This is a genomic window from Alloyangia mangrovi, from assembly GCF_002300555.2.
In the GTDB taxonomy this organism is placed as follows: domain Bacteria; phylum Pseudomonadota; class Alphaproteobacteria; order Rhodobacterales; family Rhodobacteraceae; genus Salipiger; species Salipiger mangrovi.
On sequence record NZ_NTHN02000067.1, the window covers coordinates 1 to 22,675 of the forward strand.

General features: G+C 67.2%; 16 protein-coding genes and 3 pseudogenes. 13 read left to right on the forward strand and 6 right to left on the reverse strand.

Features of this window, described 5'->3' with window-relative positions; translation table 11 throughout:
• Positions 1–748: 748 nt before the first annotated feature.
• Together CLG85_RS23730 and CLG85_RS23735 are read left to right on the forward strand one after the other, a co-directional pair.
• On the forward strand, positions 749–1,948 hold the full coding sequence (locus CLG85_RS23730; protein WP_260350152.1) for an MFS transporter: 1,200 nt from the start codon (positions 749–751) through the stop codon (positions 1,946–1,948).
• Positions 1,949–2,279: 331 nt separating this feature from the next.
• Positions 2,280–2,402, forward strand: a pseudogene (locus CLG85_RS23735) (IS3 family transposase); the annotation flags it as partial.
• 349 nt (positions 2,403–2,751) lie between these two features.
• On the opposite strand, the gene CLG85_RS23740 reads toward CLG85_RS23735, so the two are convergent.
• Positions 2,752–3,669, reverse strand: a complete 918-nt coding sequence (locus tag CLG85_RS23740; RefSeq protein WP_260350153.1) for a LysR family transcriptional regulator — start codon at positions 3,667–3,669, stop codon at positions 2,752–2,754.
• Positions 3,670–3,825: 156 nt separating this feature from the next.
• Between CLG85_RS23740 and xdhA the strand changes: the two genes are divergently transcribed.
• The 7 genes and pseudogenes from xdhA to CLG85_RS23770 all read left to right on the forward strand — a co-directional run bounded on the left by xdhA (position 3,826) and on the right by CLG85_RS23770 (position 12,594).
• Complete coding sequence (xdhA, locus tag CLG85_RS23745; protein WP_260350154.1) at positions 3,826–5,277, forward strand: xanthine dehydrogenase small subunit; 1,452 nt, start codon at positions 3,826–3,828, stop codon at positions 5,275–5,277.
• Positions 5,278–5,288: 11 nt separating this feature from the next.
• Entirely contained in the window at positions 5,289–7,613 is a 2,325-nt protein-coding gene (gene xdhB, locus CLG85_RS23750) for a xanthine dehydrogenase molybdopterin binding subunit (protein ID WP_260350155.1), read from the forward strand.
• On the forward strand, positions 7,610–8,158 hold the full coding sequence (locus CLG85_RS23755) for an XdhC family protein (protein WP_311735032.1): 549 nt from the start codon (positions 7,610–7,612) through the stop codon (positions 8,156–8,158). Before xdhB ends, CLG85_RS23755 begins: the two co-directional genes overlap by 4 nt.
• Positions 8,118–8,438, forward strand: a complete 321-nt coding sequence (locus CLG85_RS27530; protein WP_311735033.1) for an XdhC family protein — start codon at positions 8,118–8,120, stop codon at positions 8,436–8,438. The genes CLG85_RS23755 and CLG85_RS27530 overlap by 41 nt, the downstream gene beginning before the upstream one ends.
• 67 nt (positions 8,439–8,505) lie before the next feature.
• A pseudogene (locus CLG85_RS23760) lies at positions 8,506–10,090 on the forward strand (xanthine/uracil/vitamin C permease).
• A gap of 105 nt (positions 10,091–10,195) precedes the next feature.
• Positions 10,196–11,533, forward strand: coding sequence for a guanine deaminase (gene guaD, locus CLG85_RS23765; protein WP_260350157.1), 1,338 nt, complete (start codon positions 10,196–10,198; stop codon positions 11,531–11,533).
• Positions 11,534–11,712: 179 nt separating this feature from the next.
• A complete protein-coding gene (locus tag CLG85_RS23770) occupies positions 11,713–12,594 on the forward strand; it encodes a bifunctional allantoicase/(S)-ureidoglycine aminohydrolase (RefSeq protein WP_095883051.1) in 882 nt (293 codons plus the stop codon).
• Here the strand turns inward: CLG85_RS23770 and bhcR are convergent.
• Positions 12,575–13,417 (reverse strand): HTH-type transcriptional regulator BhcR, encoded by an 843-nt coding sequence (bhcR, locus tag CLG85_RS23775; protein ID WP_095883052.1) that lies wholly within the window; start codon positions 13,415–13,417, stop codon positions 12,575–12,577. The genes CLG85_RS23770 and bhcR overlap by 20 nt on opposite strands.
• Before the next feature lie 169 nt (positions 13,418–13,586).
• Between bhcR and bhcA the strand changes: the two are divergent.
• From bhcA to bhcD, 4 genes and pseudogenes are all read left to right on the forward strand, one after another.
• Positions 13,587–14,778: pseudogene (gene bhcA, locus CLG85_RS23780) on the forward strand (L-aspartate--glyoxylate aminotransferase BhcA).
• Positions 14,778–15,749, forward strand: a complete 972-nt coding sequence (bhcB, locus tag CLG85_RS23785; protein ID WP_095883054.1) for a beta-hydroxyaspartate dehydratase BhcB — start codon at positions 14,778–14,780, stop codon at positions 15,747–15,749. The pseudogene bhcA and the gene bhcB overlap by 1 nt, the downstream one beginning before the upstream one ends.
• Before the next feature lie 3 nt (positions 15,750–15,752).
• Positions 15,753–16,916 (forward strand): 3-hydroxy-D-aspartate aldolase BhcC, encoded by a 1,164-nt coding sequence (gene bhcC / locus CLG85_RS23790; RefSeq protein ID WP_095883055.1) that lies wholly within the window; start codon positions 15,753–15,755, stop codon positions 16,914–16,916.
• A gap of 104 nt (positions 16,917–17,020) precedes the next feature.
• Positions 17,021–17,986, forward strand: a complete 966-nt coding sequence (bhcD, locus tag CLG85_RS23795) for an iminosuccinate reductase BhcD (RefSeq protein WP_095883056.1) — start codon at positions 17,021–17,023, stop codon at positions 17,984–17,986.
• A gap of 165 nt (positions 17,987–18,151) precedes the next feature.
• On the opposite strand, the gene CLG85_RS23800 is transcribed toward bhcD, so the two are convergent.
• The 4 genes from CLG85_RS23800 to CLG85_RS23815 all read right to left on the reverse strand — a co-directional run bounded on the left by CLG85_RS23800 (position 18,152) and on the right by CLG85_RS23815 (position 22,649).
• Positions 18,152–19,615 (reverse strand): uracil-xanthine permease family protein, encoded by a 1,464-nt coding sequence (locus CLG85_RS23800; RefSeq protein ID WP_095883057.1) that lies wholly within the window; start codon positions 19,613–19,615, stop codon positions 18,152–18,154.
• A gap of 52 nt (positions 19,616–19,667) precedes the next feature.
• Complete coding sequence (locus CLG85_RS23805; protein WP_095883058.1) at positions 19,668–20,156, reverse strand: ureidoglycolate lyase; 489 nt, start codon at positions 20,154–20,156, stop codon at positions 19,668–19,670.
• Positions 20,153–21,589 (reverse strand): allantoinase PuuE, encoded by a 1,437-nt coding sequence (gene puuE, locus CLG85_RS23810; RefSeq protein WP_260350158.1) that lies wholly within the window; start codon positions 21,587–21,589, stop codon positions 20,153–20,155. Before puuE ends, CLG85_RS23805 begins: the two co-directional genes overlap by 4 nt.
• A 124-nt stretch (positions 21,590–21,713) precedes the next feature.
• The gene (locus tag CLG85_RS23815) at positions 21,714–22,649 is read right to left on the reverse strand and encodes a LysR family transcriptional regulator (protein WP_095881711.1); all 936 of its coding nucleotides are present in this window, start codon (positions 22,647–22,649) and stop codon (positions 21,714–21,716) included.
• Positions 22,650–22,675 lie beyond the last annotated feature (26 nt).

The following is a 22,675-nucleotide window of genomic DNA, read 5'->3' on the forward strand; positions in this document are numbered from 1 at the left end:
TCCGGCAGAAGAGGTTCCCAACCCCGGGGCGGCGTTTCTCGAGATAGGTGCGCATAGCTCTGGTTAGGTACTTGCAGGACAAATCGGCAACCAAGTGTGCCTAGAACCCTGCTTGGTCCTTTGTGTTTCAACACTGCCCCGCGCAACGGTAGCTGCGTGACGGGCAGCTTGCCGGTCTGACGCTGGATATATCCCGAAAAGCGCTGTCGCAAGCGGGGTTCGGTGCCGCCGCGTTGCTGTTCTTGGGGCTTCACGAAATCCCGACCTGCGCATGCTAGAGGAAAAATCGTTCAGGTTTTGCCTTCGCTAAGCACGCCGAGAGGCCTCGGCTCGAAGGCCATCCATAAGTAGACAGTCCGAGCGATGCACAATTTCAGGTCCATCGGCAGTTCACCGCTGAGTTGTACCATACTGAGCCGCAACATGTTTAACGAGATCCCCAATTATGCGAGCCGCCGCCACGCCACATAGCGCACACAAAAGCTGCAACCAGCGATGACCAACCCGACGAACGGCAGGACGGGGCCGAGAGTGGCGATAGTGGCCGAAGTCTCGAACTCCGGCTCAGCGCCCGCGACTGCTTTCTGAAACTCTGCAATCTTCTCAGCACGATTTCAGAGGCTAGGACATCCTTATCGCGACACTGCGTAGGAATCGCGACACTGCGTAGGACCGCCGTTTCATCGTGACCCTTGTCGCGCCCGAAATTAGGGGCATACTCCGCCGCAACCAGTACCAAGTGATTGCCGTGACCACCACTACGCCCGCCCGCACCTACCTCGTCGTGCTCACCGCGCTCGGCGCGACGCATCTTCTGAACGACCTGATGCAGTCGCTGATCCCGGCAGCCTATCCGATCCTGAAGGAGGCATACGGCCTCGACTTCGTGCAGATCGGGCTAATCACGATGACCTTCCAGATCGCCGGATCATTGCTGCAGCCGATCATGGGGATGGTGACCGATCGGTATCCGGCGCCCTATTCGCCGGTCGTCGGCATGGCCTTCACCCTTTCGGGGCTGATCTGCCTCGCTTTCGCGGGAAGCTATGGTGGGATCCTTGTAGCGGTCGCGCTGATCGGCATCGGCTCCTCGATCTTCCACCCGGAGGCTACCCGGACGGCGCGCTATGCCGCGGGCGACCGGCAGGGGCTGGCGCAGGGAATCTTCCAGGTGGGAGGTCAGGCGGGCGGCGCGCTGGGGCCGGTCCTTGCCGCACTGATTATCGTGCCTTGGGGGCAACCAAGCCTCGCTTGGTTTGCGGTACTCGCGCTGCTCGCGATGCTGATCCTGACCTGGATCGGCAGCCAGCAGCACCGGATCCGAGCAGAGTTCACCCACCGCTCGGCCCGCAGGCAGGCAGAAGCCCCCGCATCGAAACGGAGCGCGGCGACGGTCGCCTTGGGATTGTTCGTCCTCACCTTCCTGATGTTCACCAAGAACACTTATGGCGAGAGCTTCCGGTCCTTCTACACCTTCTATCTGATCGAGAAGTTCGGCCTGTCGATTCCCGCCTCGCAGATGATGTTGTTCCTCTTTCTCATGGCCGCGGCCGTGGGCGTGCTTATCGGCGGCATCGTCGGCGACGCAATCGGACGGCGGCAGATCATCTGGATCTCGGTTCTGGGACCGCTGCCTCTGACCCTGATCCTGCCATACGCCGACCTGTTCTGGACCGGCGTGCTGACGATAGCGATCAACCTGATCATGGCCAGCGCCTTTGCCTCGATCCTGATCTACGCAATGGACCTGCTGCCGAACCGCATCGGGCTGATCGGCGGGCTCTTCTACGGCCTGAACTTCGGCCTCGGAGGGATCGCGGCGGCGCTGCTCGGCATCCTGGCGGACAGCTACGGGGTTGAGGCGGTTTACCGGCTTTGTGCCTTCCTGCCGCTGGCGGGACTGGCCGTTTGGTTCTTGCCGCCGATTGAGGAACGCCGCGTTCGGTAGGATAGAGCGAATGGCTGTTCCAGGCCGGGCGCGCCTGTAAACCGAGGTACCCCAGTTCGACCGGACAGGTTCCGCTTTCTGCGCCTGGCCGCCGGCTTGGCAACGCGCTCAGCAAGACCGGAGCCAGCCCCGATGGAGCCGTTCGATGCCTCCACCGCAACGGCAAACATGGCCTGCCGGGATAAGGCAACGGATGGCGCTCTGTGGCGACTAGCCGGATGTGTCTGAATGAGCATTCAAAGTTGGAGACGACGAGAGCCAACATGACCAAGACTATGGCTGGTCAGCGCGAGGTCAGCTCATCCAAAGCCGGCCAGAGCGATAGCCCCCGCGGACCCTGAACACCGCAATCGCCCGTCCCGCTGCACGAGATGAAAACTCCGCGCGTCGGGCGGTTGCTCACCCTGCGCCGATCGGCATAACCGCGAACCGGGCTCCGCTCGCGGCTGGATGAAAGAGCAGTGGCAGGTCACTGTTCGCTCAAGCGTTGCATCGCGTCCTTGACGGTCGCAATGCCGGCGCCGTTTCCCTTTGAGGCACGGTCGAGAACGCCAACAACCATCTGCGCAAATTCCTCCGCCGCTCGACCGAGCCGTCGCCATCGTCGCTCGTACCGATGGCGCATCCGTTGGCGACCGCTGACAAATCGATAGTTGAGCTTGATTTGCCAACGCCTCGACACGACGCCCCGCAAATGCCTCGGAGCGAGGACCCAGCCCGAGGTCTTTCGCGAAAAGATGATGGAGGAAATCGGCCGACGCCCCTCCCGTCGCAGGGAATGGGAGGCTCGCTTCAAGGAGCGCTCACGCCTTCTGCATCCCCGCAATCGTCGCCCTGATCGCATCGGCCATGTAATCGACGAAGAGCCTGATCTTGGGGTCCTGGAGCTTGCGATGCGGAAAGAGGCACCCCAAGGTCGAGGGCGGTGGCGGCGTGTCCGGCAGAACTTCGACCAGCGCGCCGCTCCGCAGGTGCTCTGCCACCTCAAGCGTCGGACGGTTGGCGATGCCCTGCCCGTCCAGCGCCCATCGGACCAGCACGTCTCCGTCGTCGGCATCGAAGCGTCCCGCCACTTCCAGCCGCCGCAGCCCGCTGCCGGTCTTCAGCTGCCAGAAATACTCTGGTGAGCGCGGGTAGCGCAGCAGCAGGCAATTGTGCCGCCCGCCAAGCAAATCCTCGGGAGCCCTCGGGGTCCCATGCTTCGCAAGATAGGAAGGAGCGGCACAGAGCACACGCGGGCAGTCACAGATATGGCGCAGCTTGAGGTTGGAATCCTTCGGAACCCCAAGGAAGAAGGCCAGGTCCAGCCGCTCAGCCACCATGTCGATCTGGCGGTCTGACAGGCGCATCTGCACCTGGACCTCGGTGTATCTGTCGGTGAACTCCGGCACCAGGGGCGCGATGATACGCCGCCCGATCCCCAGCGGTGCCGTCACCCGCAGCGCGCCGCGCGGGGTCTCGGAGAAATTCGCCACGACTGCCTCGGCCTCGTCGACAGAGGCGAGCACCGTCTTGGCCTGCTCATAGAACACCCGGCCGACCTCGGTGGGGCTGATCGACCGGGTGGTGCGGTTGAAAAGGCGCACACCAAGGCGGCTTTCCAGTTCCTTGATCCGCTTACTGGCGACCGCGGGGGTCAGGCGCAGGTCGCGCCCGCCCGAGGTGATGCTGCCCAGCTCGACCGTCCGGACGAAGACCCGCAAACTCTCGATATATTGCATAGCTGGCCTCCCACCGCGGGCATACTACGGCGCGCGACAGATTATTATCAACGATTTGTATAAAGTCCTTGGCAAAACCGCGCGTATTCATTGAGATTTGCTTCCACTAGCGTCGCCTCCGATCACCCAGCCACATGCTCAGCCACGGAGGGATGCATGACGCACCGGAGCGAGATCCGCTTTCTGCTGAACGGGAGGGCCCTGTCCCTGCCGGAGGTCCCCGCCAACCAGACCCTGCTCGATTTCCTGCGCCTCGACCGCCGGCTCACCGGCACCAAGGAGGGTTGCGCCGAGGGCGACTGCGGGGCCTGCACCGTGCTCGTGGGACGCCTGCACGCGGGCGCGCTGCGTTACGAGGCGGTCAACGCCTGCATCCGCTTCACCGCCTCGCTCGACGGCTGCCACGTGGTGACCATCGAGCATCTCTCTGGTCCGGACGGTGCACTGCACCCGGTACAGCGCGCGATGGTCGAGCATCACGGCGCGCAATGCGGCTTCTGCACGCCGGGCATCGTCATGTCGCTCTACGCGCTCTGGATGCAGGCCCCGCAGCCGACCGAGGCGCAGGTCGAGACCGCACTGCAGGGCAACCTCTGCCGCTGCACCGGCTATGCGCCGATCATCCGCGCCGCCGTGGCGGTGAGCCAGTATGGCACGCCCGAAGCGGACCATCTTATGCAGGAGCGGGGCCGGGTGACGGCGGAGCTCGTGGCGCTGAAGGATGCGCGCCGGGTCGAGACCGGCCCCGAGAACAACCGCGCCATCGTGCCCGCCGATCTTGACGATTTTGCCGCCGCCTATGCCGAGCAGCCGCAGGCCACGGTGATCGCCGGCTCGACCGATGTCGGCCTCTGGGTGACCAAGTTCCTGCGCCCGATCTCGCCCGCGATCTTCATCGCGCATCTCCCCGAGCTGAAGGCGGTCGAGGTCTCGTCCGAGGCAATCACCGTCGGTGCCGGTGTCAGTTATTCCGAACTTCAGCCGCTCATCGCCGAACACCTGCCGCATCTCGCCGATTACTGGGACCGCATCGCCGGCTGGCAGGTGCGCAACATGGGCACGATCGGCGGCAATATCGCCAACGGCTCGCCCATCGGCGACACGCCCCCGGTGCTGATCGCGCTCGGCGCCGAGGTCACGCTGCGCCACGGCGCCGAGCGCCGGACCCTGCCGCTGGAGGCGTATTTCGTGGATTACGGCAAGCAGGACCGTCGCCCCGGCGAGTTCGTGGAAAGCATCCGCATCCCCCTGCCCTCCACCGCCACCCGCTGCGCTGCCTACAAGATCTCCAAGCGCCGGGACGAGGACATCTCTGCCGTCGCCGCCGGGATCAGCGTGACGGTGACGACCGGCCAGATCACCGAGGCGCGCATCGCCCTTGGCGGCATGGCCGCGACGCCGAAGCGCGCTTCAGGTGCTGAGGCCGCGTTGCTGGGCCAGCCGTGGAGCGAGGCCAGCTTTGCCGCTGCCGCCCGCGCCATGGCCGACGATTTCGCGCCGCTCAGCGACTGGCGGGCCAGCGCCGACTACCGGATGCGCGTCGCGCAGAACCTGCTGCGGCGGTTCTTTCTCGAACAGGATGGCCAGCCCGTCCGCCTGAGCGCCTGAGGAGGAGAGACATGAAACATCAGCCCAACATCCGCGGCGCAGTGCACGAGGATCGCCAGCACGACAGCGCGATCAAGCACGTCCGGGGCCTTGCCGAATACACCGACGATATCGCCGAGCCTGTTGGCACGCTGCATGCCTATCTCGGGGTCTCCTCCGTGGCGCACGCAACGCTGAAGGGTCTCGACCTGTCGGACGTGCGCGCCGCGCCGGGCGTGGTCGATGTGCTCACCGCCGCCGACATCCCCGGCCACAACGACATCAGCCCCACCGGCCGCGGCGACGAGCCGGTCTTCCCGACCGAGAAGATCGAGTTCCACGGCCAGCCGCTCTTTGCGGTCATCGCCGAGACCCGTGACGCCGCCCGTCGGGCCGCGATGCTGGCGAAGGTCGATGCCGAGGCGCTGCCCCACGCTCTGGATCCCATCGCCGCGCAGGCGGCTGGCTACCCGCTCGTCACCGAGCCGCTGAAACTCGAGCGCGGCGAGCTTGAGACTGCGATGGCCACCGCGCCGCACCGGCTTCAGGGGCGGCTCTCGGTCGGCGGGCAGGATCACATGTACCTCGAGGGGCAGATCGCCTTTGCCCTGCCGGGCGAGGATGACGACGTGATCGTGTATTGCTCGACCCAGCACCCGAGCGAGGCGCAGCACATGGTGGCGCATGTGCTTGGCGTCCCGAGCAACGCCGTGGTGGTCAACGTACGGCGCATGGGCGGCGGCTTCGGCGGCAAGGAAAGCCAGATGAACCTCTTCGCCGTGGTCGCCGCCATGGCCGCCAAGCGGCTGAACCGCCCGGTCAAGATCCGCCCCGACCGCGATCAGGATATGACAGCGACGGGCAAGCGGCACGACTTCATCATCGACTATGACGTCGGCTTCGACGGCGCGGGGCGTATTCGCGCAGTGGATGGCACCTTCGCGGCGCGCTGTGGCTGGTCCTCGGATCTGTCGGGTCCGGTCACCGACCGCGCGCTCTTTCACGCCGATAACGCGTATTTCTACCCGCACGTCCGGCTGCAGAGCCGCCCGATGAAGACCAACACCGTCTCGAACACCGCCTTCCGCGGCTTCGGCGGACCGCAGGGCGTGGTCGCCGCCGAGCGGATGATCGAGGAGATCGCCTATGCACTCGGCAAGGACCCGCTGGAGGTGCGCAAGGCGAACTTCTACGGCGACGCGCATGATGGCCGGAACCTGACCCCTTATCACCAGGAGGTCACCGACAACATCATCGGCCGGGTGGTCTCGGAGCTGGAGGAAAGCTGCGGCTACCAGCAGCGCCGCCGCGACATCCTCGCCTGCAACGCAATGGGCGGCGTGCTGCGCAAGGGCATCGCGCTGACGCCGGTGAAGTTCGGCATCTCCTTCACCGCCACCCACTACAACCAGGCGGGCGCGCTCATCCACGTCTACTCGGACGGCTCGATCCATCTCAATCACGGCGGCACCGAGATGGGCCAGGGGCTCAATACCAAGGTGGCGCAGGTGGTGGCCGATGCCTTCCAGGTGGATTTCGAGCGCATCAAGATCACCCGCACCACCACCGAGAAGGTGCCCAACACCTCGGCCACCGCGGCCTCGTCGGGCTCGGACCTCAACGGCATGGCGGCACTCGACGCCGCCGAGCAGATCAAGGCGCGGCTGGTCGAGTTTGCCGCCGGGCACTGGGGCGTGAGGCCGGACGAGGTGCGCTTCGTGCCGGGCCATGTGCAGGTCGGCGCGCAGCTTCTGCCGTGGGAGCAAGTGATCAAAGCCGCCTACATGGCGCGCGTGCACCTCTCGGCGGCGGGGTTCTACAAGACCCCCGACATCCACTGGGACCGCGCCGCGGGCAAGGGGCGACCGTTCTACTACTACGCCTACGGCGCCTCCTGCTCGGAAGTCACCATCGACACGCTGACCGGCGAGTACCGCGTCGAGCGCACCGACATCCTGCACGACGTCGGCCGCTCGCTGAACCCGGTGCTCGACCGCGGGCAGGTCGAGGGCGCCTTCGTGCAGGGCATGGGCTGGCTCACCACCGAGGAGCTGTGGTGGGACGAAAAGGGCGCGCTGCGCACCCATGCGCCCTCAACCTACAAGATCCCGCTCGCCTCGGACCGCCCGCGCGTCTTCAACGTGGCCCTCGCCGAGTGGTCCGAAAACCGCGAGCGCACCATCAAGCGCAGCAAGGCCGTGGGCGAGCCGCCCTTCATGCTGGGCATCTCGGTCTTCGAGGCGCTGTCGATGGCCGTGGCCAGCGTGGCGGACTACCGCGAATGCCCGCGCCTCGACGCCCCGGCCACGCCCGAGCGCGTGCTCTTGGCGGTCGAGCGGCTGGCGGGGCGGGCATGAACGCGCTGCAAACGTTCCTCAGCACCCCGGGCGCGGTCGCGCGGGTTCGCTTGGCCCGCGTACGCGGCTCCTCGCCGCGCGAGGCGGGCTGCGAGATGTACGTGAGCACCGGGGCGCAGCACGGCACCATCGGCGGCGGCCAACTCGAACATCGCGCCATCGCCGCCGCGCGAGCGCTGCTGGCGCGCGGCGATCTGGCGGAAACGCTGGATGTGCCGCTCGGCCCAGAGATCGGCCAGTGCTGCGGCGGGCGGGTCGAGGTCGCGCTCGCCCGCATGGGGGCGCAGGACCGGCGCGCGGCGCTGGCGCGGGCGGCAGAGGAGGCCGCCTCCCTGCCCGTGGTGCAGATCCACGGCGCGGGCCACGTGGGCCGGGCGCTGGCGAACCTGCTGCAGCACATGCCGGTTCGCTGCATACTGGTCGACGAACGCGCCGAGGAACTGGCGCTCTGTTCCGCCCGGGTCGAGACCCGTCTCACCCCCCCTGCCCGAGCTCGAGATCGCCATGGCGCCGCCGGGCAGCGCCTTCATCGTGCTGACTCATGACCACGCGCTCGACTTTCTCTGCGCCTCGGCGGCGCTGAAGCGGGACGACGCGCGCTACGTCGGGCTGATCGGCTCGGCGACCAAGCGCGAAAAGTTCCGCCGTTTCGCGCGAGATCACTGCGACGGCCTGTCGGACGCGGCGCTGGTCTGTCCGATCGGCGCGCAGGGCGGTCGCGACAAGCGCCCCGAGGTGATCGCCGCCTTCGTCGTGGCCGAAGTGCTTTCCGCCCTCTCCCGCGAACGGGGCGCGGCGCAGCCCGTGTCCTTCGCCGCCGAATAACCCCCGCGACTGTCCGAAGAGGAGCGGACGCCGCGGGACAACTGCAAGCAACCCGAGGAGATCCCACATGCGGGAAGGGAGTTACGACTACAGGCTGTTCTCACGCAGCGATTTCAGCGCTTTCTGGGCGCTGTTCACCGACAACCTGATCAACCTGATGGTGCTGGCGGGCGTCTGCCAGTTCGTCTTCGGCATGCCCGCCGAAATCGTCTACGGCCGCATCCTGCCCGGCGCGGCGGTGGCGATCCTGTCGGGCGTCGCGGCCTATGTGGTGCTGGCCAAGCGCGCCGCAGCACGGCATGGGCGCGACGTCACGGCCCTGCCCTACGGCATCTCGACGCCGGTGATGTTCGTCTATCTCTTCGGCGTCATCGGTCCGATCTACTGGGCGACGAACGATCCCATGCTCGCCTGGCAGGTCGGCATCGGCGCGGGCTTCATCGGCGGCATCGTCGCCGCCATGGGCGCGATCGTCGGGCCGTGGCTGAAGAGGGTCACCCCGCGCGCCGGGATGCTCGGCACGCTCTGCGGCATCGCGCTGGTGTTCATCGGCACCGTGCCGCTGGCCACCATCTTCGAGCAGCCCTACATCGGCTTTGCCTCGATGATCATCATCCTCTGGGGGCTTGTCGGGCGTTTCCGCCTGCCGTTCAACATCCCCGCGGGCCTGCTGGCGCTGATCGTCGGCACTGCCGTGGCCTTCAGCATCGGCGAAGCGCGGATCAGCTTCGAGGGCACCGGCTTCTATCCGCCGCTGCCCTATTTCGGAGACCTGATGGCGGGGATCAACCATCTCTTTGCCAACCCCGAGCTCTTCCTCGTGCTGGTGCCGGTGCAGATCTACAACTTCATCGAGACGATGAACAACGTCGAGAGCGCGGAAAGCGCCGGGGACCACTACCCGGTCGGCGTGTGCCAGATCACCGACGGGCTCGGCACGATGATCGGCGCGCTCTTCGGCTCGCCCTTCCCGACCACCGCCTACATCGGCCACCCCGCCTACAAGCGCATGGGCGCGCATGCGGGCTACATCATCGGCGTCGGCACGGTCATCCCGCTCGCCGCCTTCCTCGGGTTGCTGGCCTTCCTCAACAACCTGATCCCCGAGGCCGCTGCCGCGCCGGTGCTGGTCTTCGTGGCGCTGAGCCTGATCACCAACACCGCGCATTGCGTGCGCACCGAACACATGGCCGCCGTCACCATCGCGATGATGCCGCATGTCTCGTCCTTCCTGATGATCAAATGGGGGGGCGCTGATGGGCGCGCTGCAAGCCACCGGCGTAGAGGGCCTGCCGCAGCTTGGCGACGAGGCGCTGACCGCCGCGCTGCTGCAGCAGGGCGCGCATTTCGCCGGGCACTTGTCGCTGAGCCAGGGGGCGATCCTGACCGGGCTGATCTGGGGCGCGATCGTCGCGAGCGTGATCGACGGACGGTTCCGCAATGCCGGGGGCTTCGCGCTCGCTGCCGCGCTCATGTCGCTGGTGGGGATCATCCACGGCGCCAGCCTGCACTGGCCCGCGCTCGGCCCGGTCTCGGCCGGCTACCTGATCGCCGCCGCCTTCCTCTACATCTACCCGCTCTTTCACCGTGAAGGCGCGACGCAGAACCGGAACGTGGTGGTCGAGGAGCCGCCTGCCGCGCCCGCGGAGTGATCCGGGCAGAGCCATCCTCACCCCACCGGCGCGGGCCACATCCCGGCCCGCGCCCCTTTGCCCTCCCCGGCCAGATTCCCGGCCAGCCCCCCGAAAGGTGACCCGATGAAGACCGACCAAGTGCTCCTGCGCGGACGCATCCTCAGTTTCAACGCCGAGCCGCAGGGCCCCGAGGACCATGCCGCCTACCGCTACATCGAGGACGGGGCGATCCTGATCTCGAGTGGGATGATCCGCGCCACCGGCGCCTTCGACCAGCTGTCCCGGCAGGCCCCGAGCGTGCCGGTGGCGGACCACCGCCCGCACCTGCTGATGCCCGGCTTCATCGACACCCACATCCATTACCCGCAGGTGCAGGTCATTGCCTCCTGGGGTGCGCAGCTGCTGGACTGGCTCAATGACTACACCTTCCCCGAAGAGACGCGCTTTGCCGATCCCGCCCATGCCGAGGCCATGGCCGAGTGGCTGATGGCGCAGCTTTGCGCCCATGGCACCACCACGGCGGTCGCCTATGCTTCCGTCCACGAGACCTCTGCCGAGGCCTTTTTCACCGCTGCCGCCCGCCGCAACATGCGGATGATCGGCGGCAAGGTGATGATGGACCGCAACGCCCCCGAGGCGCTGCGCGACACGCCGCAAACGGGCTATGACGCCAGCAAGCGCCTGATCGCGCGCTGGCATGGCACGGGCCGGGCGGGCTACGCCATCACCCCGCGCTTTGCGATCACCTCGAGCCCCGAGCAGCTGGAGATGGCGGGGGCGCTCACCGCCGAGCATCCGGAGTGCCACGTGCAGACACACCTCTCGGAGAACCGCGACGAGATAGCCTATACCCTCAGCCTCTACCCAGAAGCGCCGGACTACCTTGGCGTCTACGAGCGGTATGGACTGCTCGGGCCCAAGACGCTGCTCGGCCATTCGATCCACCTCGAGCCCCGCGAGATCGACCTGCTGGCCGAGACCGGTGCCAGGCCCGTCTTCTGTCCGACCTCGAACCTCTTCCTCGGCAGCGGGCTCTTTGATGAGGCCGGGCTGCGCGCGCGCGGGATCTGCAATGCCGTCGCAACCGACGTCGGCGCGGGCACCAGCTACTCGATGCTGCAGACGCTGAACGAGGCCTACAAGGTGCTGCAGCTGCAGGGCCAGAAGCTGCACCCGCTGAACGCCTTCCACTGGATCACCCGCGGCAACGCCGTGGCGCTGGGGCTGGAGGACAGGATCGGCACGCTGGAGCCGGGAACCGAGGCGGATATCGTGGTGCTCGACTCCTCGGCGACCGAGCCGATGGCGTTGCGGATGCAGCGGGCGGAGACTCTGAGCGAAGAGCTTTTCGTGCTGCAAATGCTGGGCGATGACCGCGCCGTGGCCGAGACCTATGTCGCGGGCCTGCCGCAGAAACACGCCGTGACCCGCGCGCCGCGACCCGCACTGCAGCCCGCATGAGCCTGCCCCGCCCCGGCCTGCCTCTGGTGGGGCGGGTGGAGCGCGCGCCTTCCGGCATGACCGAATGGCGCGCCGCGATTATCTTGCTTTCCAGAAAAGACCTTTCGTCCCGCGCCCGCTCGCCCAAGCCCCGCAGACCGCCCATACTCCCGGCACTTTCCCTCCCCTCGGAGCCCCAGATGACCTCCCAGACCAGCTACTTCGCCCCCACCGGCGGCCACCCGCCGCAGACCCAGCTCTTGACCGACCGCGCGGTGTTCACCGATGCCTACGCGGTGATCCCAAAGGGCACGATGCGCGACATCGTCACCAGCTTCCTGCCGTTCTGGCAGGATACCCGCCTGTGGGTGCTGTCGCGTCCGCTCAGCGGCTTTGCCGAGACCTTCTCGCAATACATCATGGAAGTGCAGCCGGGAGGCGGCTCGGACCATCCCGAGACCGACGCGGGCGCCGAGGGCGTGCTCTTTGTCGTCGGCGGCGAGGCCACGCTGACGGTCGAGGGCGAGACGCATGTTCTGCGCGAGGGCGGCTATGCCTTCCTGCCCCCCGCCACGCTCTGGACCCTGCGCAATGCGGGCGAGGACGTGCTGCGCTTCCACTGGATCCGCAAGGCCTACGAGGCGGTGCCCGGACTGCCCCACCCCGAGGTGATCATCGCCAACGAGCAGGACATCGCCCCCACCCCGATGCCCGGCACCGACGGCAAATGGGCCACCACCCGCTTTGTCGACCCGACCGACCTGCGCCACGACATGCATGTCACCGTGGTGACCTTCGAGCCCGGCGCGGTGATCCCCTTTGCCGAGACCCATGTGATGGAGCACGGGCTCTATGTGCTCGAGGGCAAGGCGGTCTACCGGCTCAACCAGGATTGGGTCGAGGTCGAGGCCGGCGATTACATGTGGCTGCGCGCCTTCTGCCCGCAGGCCTGCTACGCGGGTGGGCCGGGCCGGTTCCGCTACCTGCTCTACAAGGACGTCAACCGGCACATGGCGCTGCGTCCTTCGGGCCCGGCGCAACCCATGCCCGTCCCGAAAATGGTCAGCGCGACGGTGGCCTGAGTCCGCCGATCGCCTCCGTCAACTCTCGGGCCGCGCGCATCACCGCGCGGCTCGTCTCGTTTGTGCTTTCCTCGCGCATCCGGATGGTGGGACCCGAGACGGAAATTCCCGCCACGGCCTCGCCCGAGGCATCGAAGACCGCCGCCGCGATGCAGCGCATCCCGAGGGTCTTCTCTTCCGCATCAACGGAATAGCCCCGCGCCCGGATCGCCGCGAGATCCGCGCGCAGCACTTCGGGTTCGGCCAGCGTGTGCGGGGTGAAGCGCTCCATCTTCTGTGCCAGCAGCTTCTCGAGCCTGTCCCCGTCCATCTCGGCCAGCAGCGCCTTGCCGATCCCGGAGGCATGCAGCGGCGACAGCGTACCCGGCGGAAAGAAGGCGCGGATGCTCTCATGCGTCTCGACCTGGCTGACGAAAAGCACCGAGGCGTCGCGCACGATACCGAGGTTGGCGGTCTCGCCCGTGTCTTCCATCAACGCGCGCAAGACGGGCCGCGCCCGCTCGACAAGGCTGGTGCGGCGCAGGAAGCGCGCGCCGATGACGAAGGCTTGTGGGCCGACGTGCCAGAGCTGCTCGGCCGGGTCGAACTCGACCATCCGCCGGCCCTCGAGCGTGACGAGGATGCGGTAAACCGTGGCCGGCGACTGTTGCAGATCGCCCGCCAGTTCTGACAGCGTGAGGCCGGGGCGGGAGCTCAGGTAGTCCAGCACCTCCATCGCCCGGTCGAGCGACTTGATGGTGTTCTGCGCACTGTTGTCCTCCCAGCCGCGCGGCCGTCCACGGGCGCGGCGGGGGCTGCCATCGGCATCTTTCGGAGAATCCATAAAATCTCTTCCATTCAACTTGAAAGCAGAATTCACGATATGAAAAAACCAACTACCTGACAACGCATCATTTTCCTGATTGGCGCTTTTCTGAAAAACGATTTCAAAAAAAATTTCCCCGGACACGTCCCCCGGCTACGGTGATCTTCAGCGACCAGAGGAGGTGGCCATGAGCTTCCAGAACCCCGTTTTCATCCCGGGCCCGACCAATATCCCCGAGCGCCTGCGCAAAGCCTGTGACATGCCGACGATCGACCATCGCTCGCCGCTGTTCGGGCAGATCCTGCACCCCGCCCGCGAGGGCGTCCGCAAGGTGCTCAAAAGCGAAAGCGCCGAGGTCTTCATCTTTCCCTCGACCGGCACCGGCGGCTGGGAAACCGCTCTCAGCAACACGCTTTCGCCCGGCGATACCGTGCTGGCGGCGCGCAACGGCATGTTCAGCCACCGCTGGATCGACATGTGCCAGCGCCATGGGCTGACCGTCGAGATCGTCGAAACGCCCTGGGGCCAGGGCCTGCCCGCGCAGCGCTACGCCGAGATCCTCTCTGCCGACAAGCAGCATCGCATCAAGGCCGTGCTCGCCACCCACAACGAGACCGCGACCGGCGTGCGCTCGGACATCGCCGCGGTGCGCCGCGCGCTCGATGACGCGGATCACCCGGCGCTGCTGTTCGTTGATGGGGTCAGCTCGATCGCCTCGATGGATTTCCGCTTTGACGAGTGGGGCATCGACTGCGCCGTCACCGGCTCGCAGAAGGGCTTCATGCTGCCGCCCGGCCTCGCCATCGTGGGCTTCAGCGACAAGGCCATGAAGGCGACGCAAACCGCCAAACTGCCGCGCACCTTCTTCGACGTGCAGGACATGGCAAAGGGCTATGCGAACAACGCCTATCCCTACACCCCTGCCGTCGGCCTGCTGAACGGGCTGAACGAGGCCTGCCGGATGCTGCTGGACGAGGGGCTGGAGAACGTCTTTGCCCGCCACCACCGCATCGCGACGGGCGTCCGTGCCGCCGTCCGCGCCTGGGGGCTGGAGCTTTGCGCAGCCTCGCCCGAGGTCTACTCGGACACGGTCAGCGCCATCCGCACCCCCCGAGGGGGTCAACGCAACCGACATCGTCAGCCACGCCGCGCAGACCTACGGCGTTGCCTTCGGCACCGGGCTTGGCGAGGTTGCTGGCAAGGTGTTCCGCATCGGCCACCTCGGCAGCCTGACCGATGTGATGACCCTCTCCGGTCTCGCTTGCGCCGAGATGTGCATGAAGGACCTCGGGCTCGACATCACGCTCGGCTCCGGCGTCGCGGCGGCGCAGGAGTTCTACCGCGCCAACCCCGCTCTCGCCCGCAAGGAGGCCGCGTGATGAAGGATATCGCGCTGAGCATCCCCACCTATGACGACATGCTGGCAGCCCACGCCCGCATCGCGCCGCACATCCACCGCACCCCGGTGCTAACCTCATCCTTCCTGAACGAACTCACCGGCGCGCAGCTCTTCTTCAAGTGCGAGAACTTCCAGAAGGCCGGGGCCTTCAAGGTGCGCGGCGCCTCCAACGCGGTCTTCGGCCTCACCGATGCCGAGGCGGCCCGGGGCGTCTGTACCCACAGTTCCGGCAACCACGCGCTGTCGCTGAGCTACGCCGCCGGGCGGCGCGGCATCCCCTGCAACGTGGTCATGCCGCGCAGCGCGCCGCAGGCCAAGAAGGATGCCGTCCGCGGCTACGGCGGCATCATCACCGAATGCGAGCCCTCCACCTCGTCCCGCGAGGCGGTGTTTGCCGAGGTGCAGGCGGCCACGGGCGGCGATTTCGTCCACCCCTACAACGACCCTCGGGTCATTGCAGGGCAAGGCACCTGCTCGCGCGAGTTGATGGAGCAGACGGACGGGCTCGACATGGTGGTCGCCCCGATCGGCGGCGGCGGGATGATCTCGGGCACCTGCCTGACGCTCTCCACGCTCGCTCCCGAATGCGAGGTCATCGCCGCCGAGCCAGAGCAGGCCGATGACGCCTACCGCAGCTTCAAGGCCGGGCACATCATCGCAGATGACGCGCCCGAGACCGTGGCCGACGGGCTGAAGGTGCCGCTGAAGGACCTCACCTGGCATTTCGTCTCGACCCACGTCAGCGACATCCTCACCGCCTCGGAAGACGAGATCGTCGAGGCGATGAAGCTGATCTGGAAGCGCATGAAGATCGTGATGGAGCCCTCGAGCGCCGTGCCGCTTGCAACCATCCTCAAGAACCGCGACCGTTTCGCCGGCAAGCGAGTCGGTCTCATCATCACCGGCGGCAATGTCGATCTGGACCGCCTGCCCTGGGCCAAAGGAGCCTGAGCCATGAATGCACCCGTGACCTTCGACCAACTCGAGGTCGGTTTCGACGTCCCCGCCCTGCCCGGCATGGACGAGGCCGAGATCCAGACCCCCTGCCTCGTGCTCGACCTCGACGCGCTCGAGCGCAACATCCGCAAGATGGGCGACTATGCCCGCGCCCACAACATGCGCCACCGGGTGCACGGCAAGATGCACAAGTCGGTCGACGTGGCGAAGCTGCAGATGCGGCTCGGCGGCGCCGTCGGCGTCTGCTGCCAGAAAGTGTCGGAGGCCGAGGTCTTCGTGCGGGGCGGCATCAAGGACGTGCTGGTTTCGAACCAGGTGCGCGATGCGCGCAAGATCGACCGGCTGGCACGCCTGCCGAAGCTGGGGGCAAAGATCATCGTCTGCGTCGATGACCTCGCCAACGTGGCCGAGCTGTCGGAGGCCGCGCAGCGCCACGGCACCACGATCGAGTGCTTCGTCGAGATCGACTGCGGCGCGGGCCGCTGCGGCGTGACGACGGCAGAGGCGGTGGTCGAGATCGCGCTTGCCGTCGACGCCGCGCAGGGCCTCGAGTTCACCGGCATCCAGGCCTATCAGGGCGCAATGCAGCACCTCGACAGCTATGAGGCGCGGCGCGACAAGCTGAACGTGGCCATCGCGCAGGTGAAGGAGGCCGTCGCCGCGCTCGAGGCCGTGGGCCTGAAGCCCGAGCTGGTCTCCGGCGGCGGCACCGGCAGCTACTATTTCGAGAGCAACTCCGGCGTCTACAACGAGCTGCAATGCGGCTCCTATGCCTTCATGGATGCCGATTACGGCCGCATCCGCGACAAGGACGGCAACCGCATCGACACCGGCGAGTGGGAGAATGCCTTCTTCATCCTCACCCAGGTGATGAGTCACGCCAAGCCGGGCATCGCCGTCTGCGACGCGGGTCTCAAGGCGCAGTCGGTGGACAGCGGGCTGCCGGTGGTCTTCGGGCGCACCGATGTGGAATACGTCAAATGCTCGGACGAGCACGGCGTCATCTCGGATCCCTCGGGCGTGCTGAAGGTCGGCGACAAGCTGAAGCTGGTGCCGGGCCACTGCGATCCCACCGCCAACGTGCACGACTGGTACGTCGGCGTACGCGGCGGCAAGGTCGAGACGCTCTGGCCGGTCTCCGCGCGCGGCAAGGCCTACTGATCCCCATCCCCCTCATGCCCCGCGCGCCCGCTCACCCTGCGGGCGTGCCCTGCCCGCGCGTCCATTGTCCCGGCGCGCGGGCCTTTTTCACGAAAGGAGAGCCCATGCTCATCGTCCCCGAACGCGAGATCGCCGACCTGATGACCCGCGAGGCCGCCTTTGCCGCGGTCGAGAAGGTGTTTGCCGCCATGGCCGCCGATGATGCCTACAACTTCCCCGTCGTGCGCGAGGCCATCGGCCACGAGGACGCGCTCTACGGCTTCAAGGGCGGCTTCGACCGCTCCGGCCTCACGCTGGGGCTGAAGGCCGGCGGCTACTGGCCGAACAACCTCGAAGAGCGCGGGATGATCAATCACCAGTCGACGGTGTTCCTCTTCGATCCCAATACCGGCAGGGCAAAGGCCATGGTCGGGGGCAATCTGCTGACCGCGCTGCGCACCGCGGCGGCCTCCTCGGTATCGATCCGCCACCTCGCGCGCGAAGACGCGCGGGTGATCGGCATGGTCGGCGCGGGCCATCAGGCCACCTTCCAGCTGCGCGCCGCGCTCGAGCAGCGCGACTTCGACAAGGTGATCGGCTGGAACCTGCACCCCGAGATGCTGCCCAACCTCGAGAAGGTCGCCGCCGAGGCGAGCCTGCCCTTCGAGGCGGTCGAGCTCGAGGGAATGCGCGAGGCCGACGTGATCGTCTCGATCACCTCCTCCTTCGCGCCGATCCTTCTTGCCGACCATGTGTCCCAGGGCTGCCACATCGCCTGCATGGGGACCGACACCAGGGGCAAGCAGGAGGTCGCGCCGGAGCTTTTGGCCAAGGCGACGGTGTTCACCGACGAGGTCGCGCAATCGGTCTCGATCGGCGAAGCGCAGCACGCGGTGGCCGCAGGGCTGATCCGCGCGGATGACATCACCCAACTCGGCGCGGTGATCGGTGGCACGCACACTGGGCGGAGCTCGGCCGAGGAGATCACGCTCTTCGACGGCACCGGCGTCGGCCTGCAGGACCTCGCCGTGGCTGCGGCGGTGGTCGATCTGGCGGTCGAGAAGGGCATCGCGATCGAGGTCGATTTCTGACCAAGACCACAGCCGGACCCGTACAGGGCGGAGGCCGCAAGCCTCCGCCCTTTCTCGTTTGTCCAAGGCTGACAGGGTCAACCGAACCAATGGACCACACATCCCCAAAGCAAACGGCGCGCCCCGGAAGGGACGCGCCGCAGCTTCCACGAAGGATCAATGGGGTCAGGCGCTCTCGCCGCGCGGCTCCTCTCCGCGGTGGCCGGCCATGCCGCCCGAGACCTCTTCGGTGGATTCCTCGGCCAGTTCCTCCGGCAGCACGAGGTTGAGCACGATGGCGATGAGCGCGGCAGGCAGGATGCCCGAGGCACCGAGGATGCGCAGCGTGTCGGGAAGGTGCTGCAGCGCATTGGGCGCGCCCGGCGCGACATTCAGCACCTCAAGCTGCAGCCCCAGCCCCACCGACAGCGCCACGGCGAAGATCACCATGTTGCGCCGCGTCCAGTGGACGTCGGAGAGCATCGAGATACCCGAGGCGACGACCATGCCGAACATCACGATGACGCCGCCCCCCAGCACCTCGATCGGCACGGTGCGGATCAGGCCGCCGACCTTGGGGACCAGCCCGCAGATGATCAGGAAGATCGCGCCGATGGTGACCACGTGGCGGCTCATCACGCCGGTCATGGCGATGAGTCCGACGTTCTGGCTGAACGAGGTGTTGGGCAGCCCGCCGAAGATCCCGGCGATGGCCGAGCCGACGCCGTCGGCATAGGTCGCCCCGGCGATCTCGCGGTCGGTGGCCTCGCGGCCCGCGCCGCCCTTGGTGATGCCCGAGACGTCACCGACGGTCTCGACCGCCGAGACGAAGGCCATCAGGCAAAAGCCGATGACCCCGGCGACCGTGAACTCGATGCCGTAGCGGAACGGCTGCGGCAACGAGAAGGCGGCGGCGTTCTGCCACGACCCGGCGATCGCGTCGACCGAGAGCAGCCCGGTGAAGATCGCGTAGACATAGCCGACGAGGATGCCGACCAGCACCGCCGAGATGCTCAGCATGCCGCGGGCGAAGAACTTCAGCCCCAGCGTCACCGCCAGCACCACCAGCGCCGCCGACCAGCTCGCCCACGACCCGTAGCTCGCAAGCCCCGCCTCTTTCGCCGGCACGCCGCCCGCGGAGTACTCGATGCCGACCTTGACCAGCGCGAGGCCGATCATCGTCACGACAAGCCCGGTCACCAGCGGCGGCAAGGCAAAGCGGATGCGGCCGATCACAGTGCCGAGCAGCGCGTGGAAGATGCCGCCCGCGAGGATGCCGCCGAACATGGCGGCGAGCCCGTCGACGCCCTTGCCCGCGACCAGCGGGATCATGATCGGGATGAAGGCAAAGCTCGTGCCCTGCACGATCGGCAGCCCGGCCCCGATCGGCCCCAGCGTGAGCGTCTGGAACAGTGTCGCCACCCCGGCAAAGAGCATCGACATCTGGATGAGGTAGAGCAGTTCCGGGAAGTCGGGGCTGTTCGAGCCGAAGCCGAAGCCCGCGGCGCCCGCGACGATGATCGCCGGGGTCACGTTCGAGACGAACATCGCCAGCACGTGCTGGATGCCGAGCGGAATGGCTCGGCTGAGCGCGGGGGTGAAGTTCGGATCGCGCAATTGCTCGGGCGTTCCGATGCGGTGGTCGGTCATGGTCTGGGGTGCTCCCTGCTGGGGCGCGGGGCCGGTCTTGCTGCCGGCTTCCTCACGCGGTGGCGTGAACGAGGTAGGGCTCTGTGAACCAGTGCTCCTCGAGGTTTGGCCCTTCGCCGATCCGGTCGATCACGGCAAAGAGCCCCGGCTCGTGCAGCGGGGTCAGCACCCCGTGCCACGTGCCGCGATGGAAATTGATCCCCTGCCCGGGGCGGGTCAGGAAGGCGCGGGGCGTTCCCGGCCCGCCATCCTTGTCCGGGGCGACGACCACGAGAAACGGGTCAAAGCTCATCGGCATGAAGGCCTGGCTGCCTTGCGGGTGGCGCTCGACCATCTCGAGCCGCAGCGGCAGCGCGCGCGGTTCTGCCTTGAAGAGGCTGAGCCCCGCGCGGCCCTCCACGATGTCGAGCGTCGCGCGGTCGTGGAAGCGCCCGCAGAGCCCTTGGTTGATGATCCGGTCGGGGTCGCCCTCGGTCTCCAGCACCTCGCCGTAGGGGGCGAAGGCGGCTGCGGTCAGCGGTTCGACGGTGATCCCGCTCATGCGCCGAGCTTGTCCATCAGGCGCAGCTCGGCGATGCGCTCGACCTGCCGGCAGGCCTCGGCGAACTCGGTCGTGCGGTCGTTGCCGAGGCGGCGGCGGAAGGCCTGCATGATCGAGGCCTTGTCGTTGTCGCGCACGGCGATGATGAAGGGGAAGCCGAACTTCGATGTGTAGGCCTCGTTGAGTTCGGTGAAGCTGACGCGCTCTTCGTCGGTCAGCGCATCGAGCCCCGCCCCCGCTTGCTCGGCGGTCGACTCCGCCGTCAGCCGCTTGGCCTGTGCCAGCTTGCCCGCGAGGTCGGGGTGCGCGGTCAGCACCGCAAGGCGCTGCTCGTCGGAGGCTGCGCGGAACACCCGCGCCAGTGCAGCATGGACGCCGCGCGCGGTGTCGTGGGTCTGACCGAGTTCCAGCGCATGGGCGCCCTCGGCGATCCACGGGCTGTGCTCGAAAACCCCGCCGAAGGCCTCCATGAAGGCGCCGCGGTCCATCTGCGAGGGGCGCGGGCCGGTCGGCGCGGGATGCTCGGCGGCCCAGTGCTCGGCGATCTGCGCGCGGGTGGCGAACCAGACGCCCTCGTGCGCGGCCATGTGGGCCAGCACCCGCTTCAGCGCCGCCACCCGGCCCGGGCGGCCGACGAGCCGGCAATGCAGGCCGATCGACAGCATCTTCGGCGCGCCCGCGCGCCCCTCCGCATAGAGCGTGTCGAAACTGTCGCGCAGGTAGCTCTCGAACTGGTCGCCCGAGTTGAACCCCTGCGGCGCAGCAAAGCGCATGTCATTGGCGTCGAGCGTGTAGGGCACGATCAGCTGGTCCTTGCCGCCGGTGTTCACCCAATAGGGCAGATCATCGGCGTAACTGTCCGCGATGTAGTCGAAATTCCCCTCCTCGGCGGCGAGACGCACGGTGTTCATCGAGCAGCGCCCGGTGTACCAGCCGCGCGGCGGCGCGCCGGTGACAAGGGTATGCAGGCGGATCGCCTCGGCGATGGCGGCGCGCTCCTCCTCCTCGGGCATGTCCTTGTGCTCGACCCACTTCAGCCCGTGCGAGGCGATCTCCCAGCCGGCGCGCTTCATCGCGGCGACCTGCTCTGGCGCGCGGGCAAGCGCGGTGGCGACGCCGTAGACGGTGACGGGGATGTCCTTCAGCAGCCGGTGCAGCCGCCAGAAGCCGGCCCGGGCGCCATATTCGTAGATCGACTCCATGTTCCAGTGACGCTGGCCGGGCCATTGCGCCGCGCCGACAATCTCGGACAGGAAGGCCTCGGAGGCAGCGTCGCCGTGCAAGATGTTGTTCTCGCCGCCTTCTTCGTAATTCACCACGATCTGCACCGCGATCTTCGCGCCGTTCGGCCAGTTTGCGGCGGGCGGCGTCTCGCCATATCCGGTCATGTCGCGGGGATAGCGGGGTGCGGTCAGCGGGCTCAGCAGCGTCATTTGGGACGGGCTCCTTCGGTGTTGCCTCCGGGTCATCCCAAACGTGTAATCCGGTTAATGCCGGATGATTTTCAATTTCTGTTTGAAGCTCCCTCAACCACCTTGCCGCGCAAACTCCGCATGCCTACCGCCCGCTTTCGGCGGCGCGCTCTTCGGCCTGCCGGATCGCGGTGCCGATGCGGTCGGTGATGTAATCCATGAACAGCCGGGTCTTCGGGTCCTGTCCCTTGCGATGGGTGAACAGGCAGGCCATCTGGATCGGCTCGGGAGGCGTGTGCTCGGCCACCGGCACCAACTGGCCGCTGCGCAGGTACTCGGCGACCTCGAAAACCGGTTTCAGCGCAATGCCCTCGCCCGCCAGCGCCCAATCGGTCAGCACGTCGCCATCGTCGGACTCGTAGCGCCCGGAGACGGCGAAACGCCTCGGCCCCTCGGCGGTGCGCAGCCGCCACTGAAATTCCGTTGCGCCGGGAAACCGCAGGTTGAGGCATTCGTGGCGATGCGCGATCAGCGCCTCTCCCGAGGTCGGGTTGCCGCGCCGCGCGATATAGGAGGGCGCCGCCACCAGCACGCGCGCGACATCGGCGATCTTGCGCATCCGCAGTGTGCTGTCCTCGGGTTGGCCGAGGAAGAAGGCCAAGTCGAGACCCTCGGTCGTCAGGTCCACCTTTCGGTCCGACAGGCGCAGGCGGATCTGCACCTCGGGGTATTCCTTCAGGAAGCCGGGCACCTGCGGTGCGATGAGCCTCCGCCCCACCCCCAGCGGCGCCGCCACATAGAGCGAGCCCTTGGGGCTGTCGGTCAGCTGCGCCACCTGCGCCTCTGCAGCCTCCAGGGCTTCGAGCACCTCGCGCGCACCGCCGTAGAAGGCGCGTCCCTGCTCGGTCGGGGTGAGGTTGCGGGTGGTGCGCTGGAACAGCCTCACGTTGAGGTGCTCTTCGAGCTGCGAGATCCGCGCCGAGGTGACCGCGGGCGAAATGCGCAGATCCCGTCCCGCGGCGGACATGCTGCCCAACTCGTAGACACGGACAAAGGTGCGGATATTGTCGAGGTAGGACATTGTTCGGTAAATCTTGAAACTGCTTG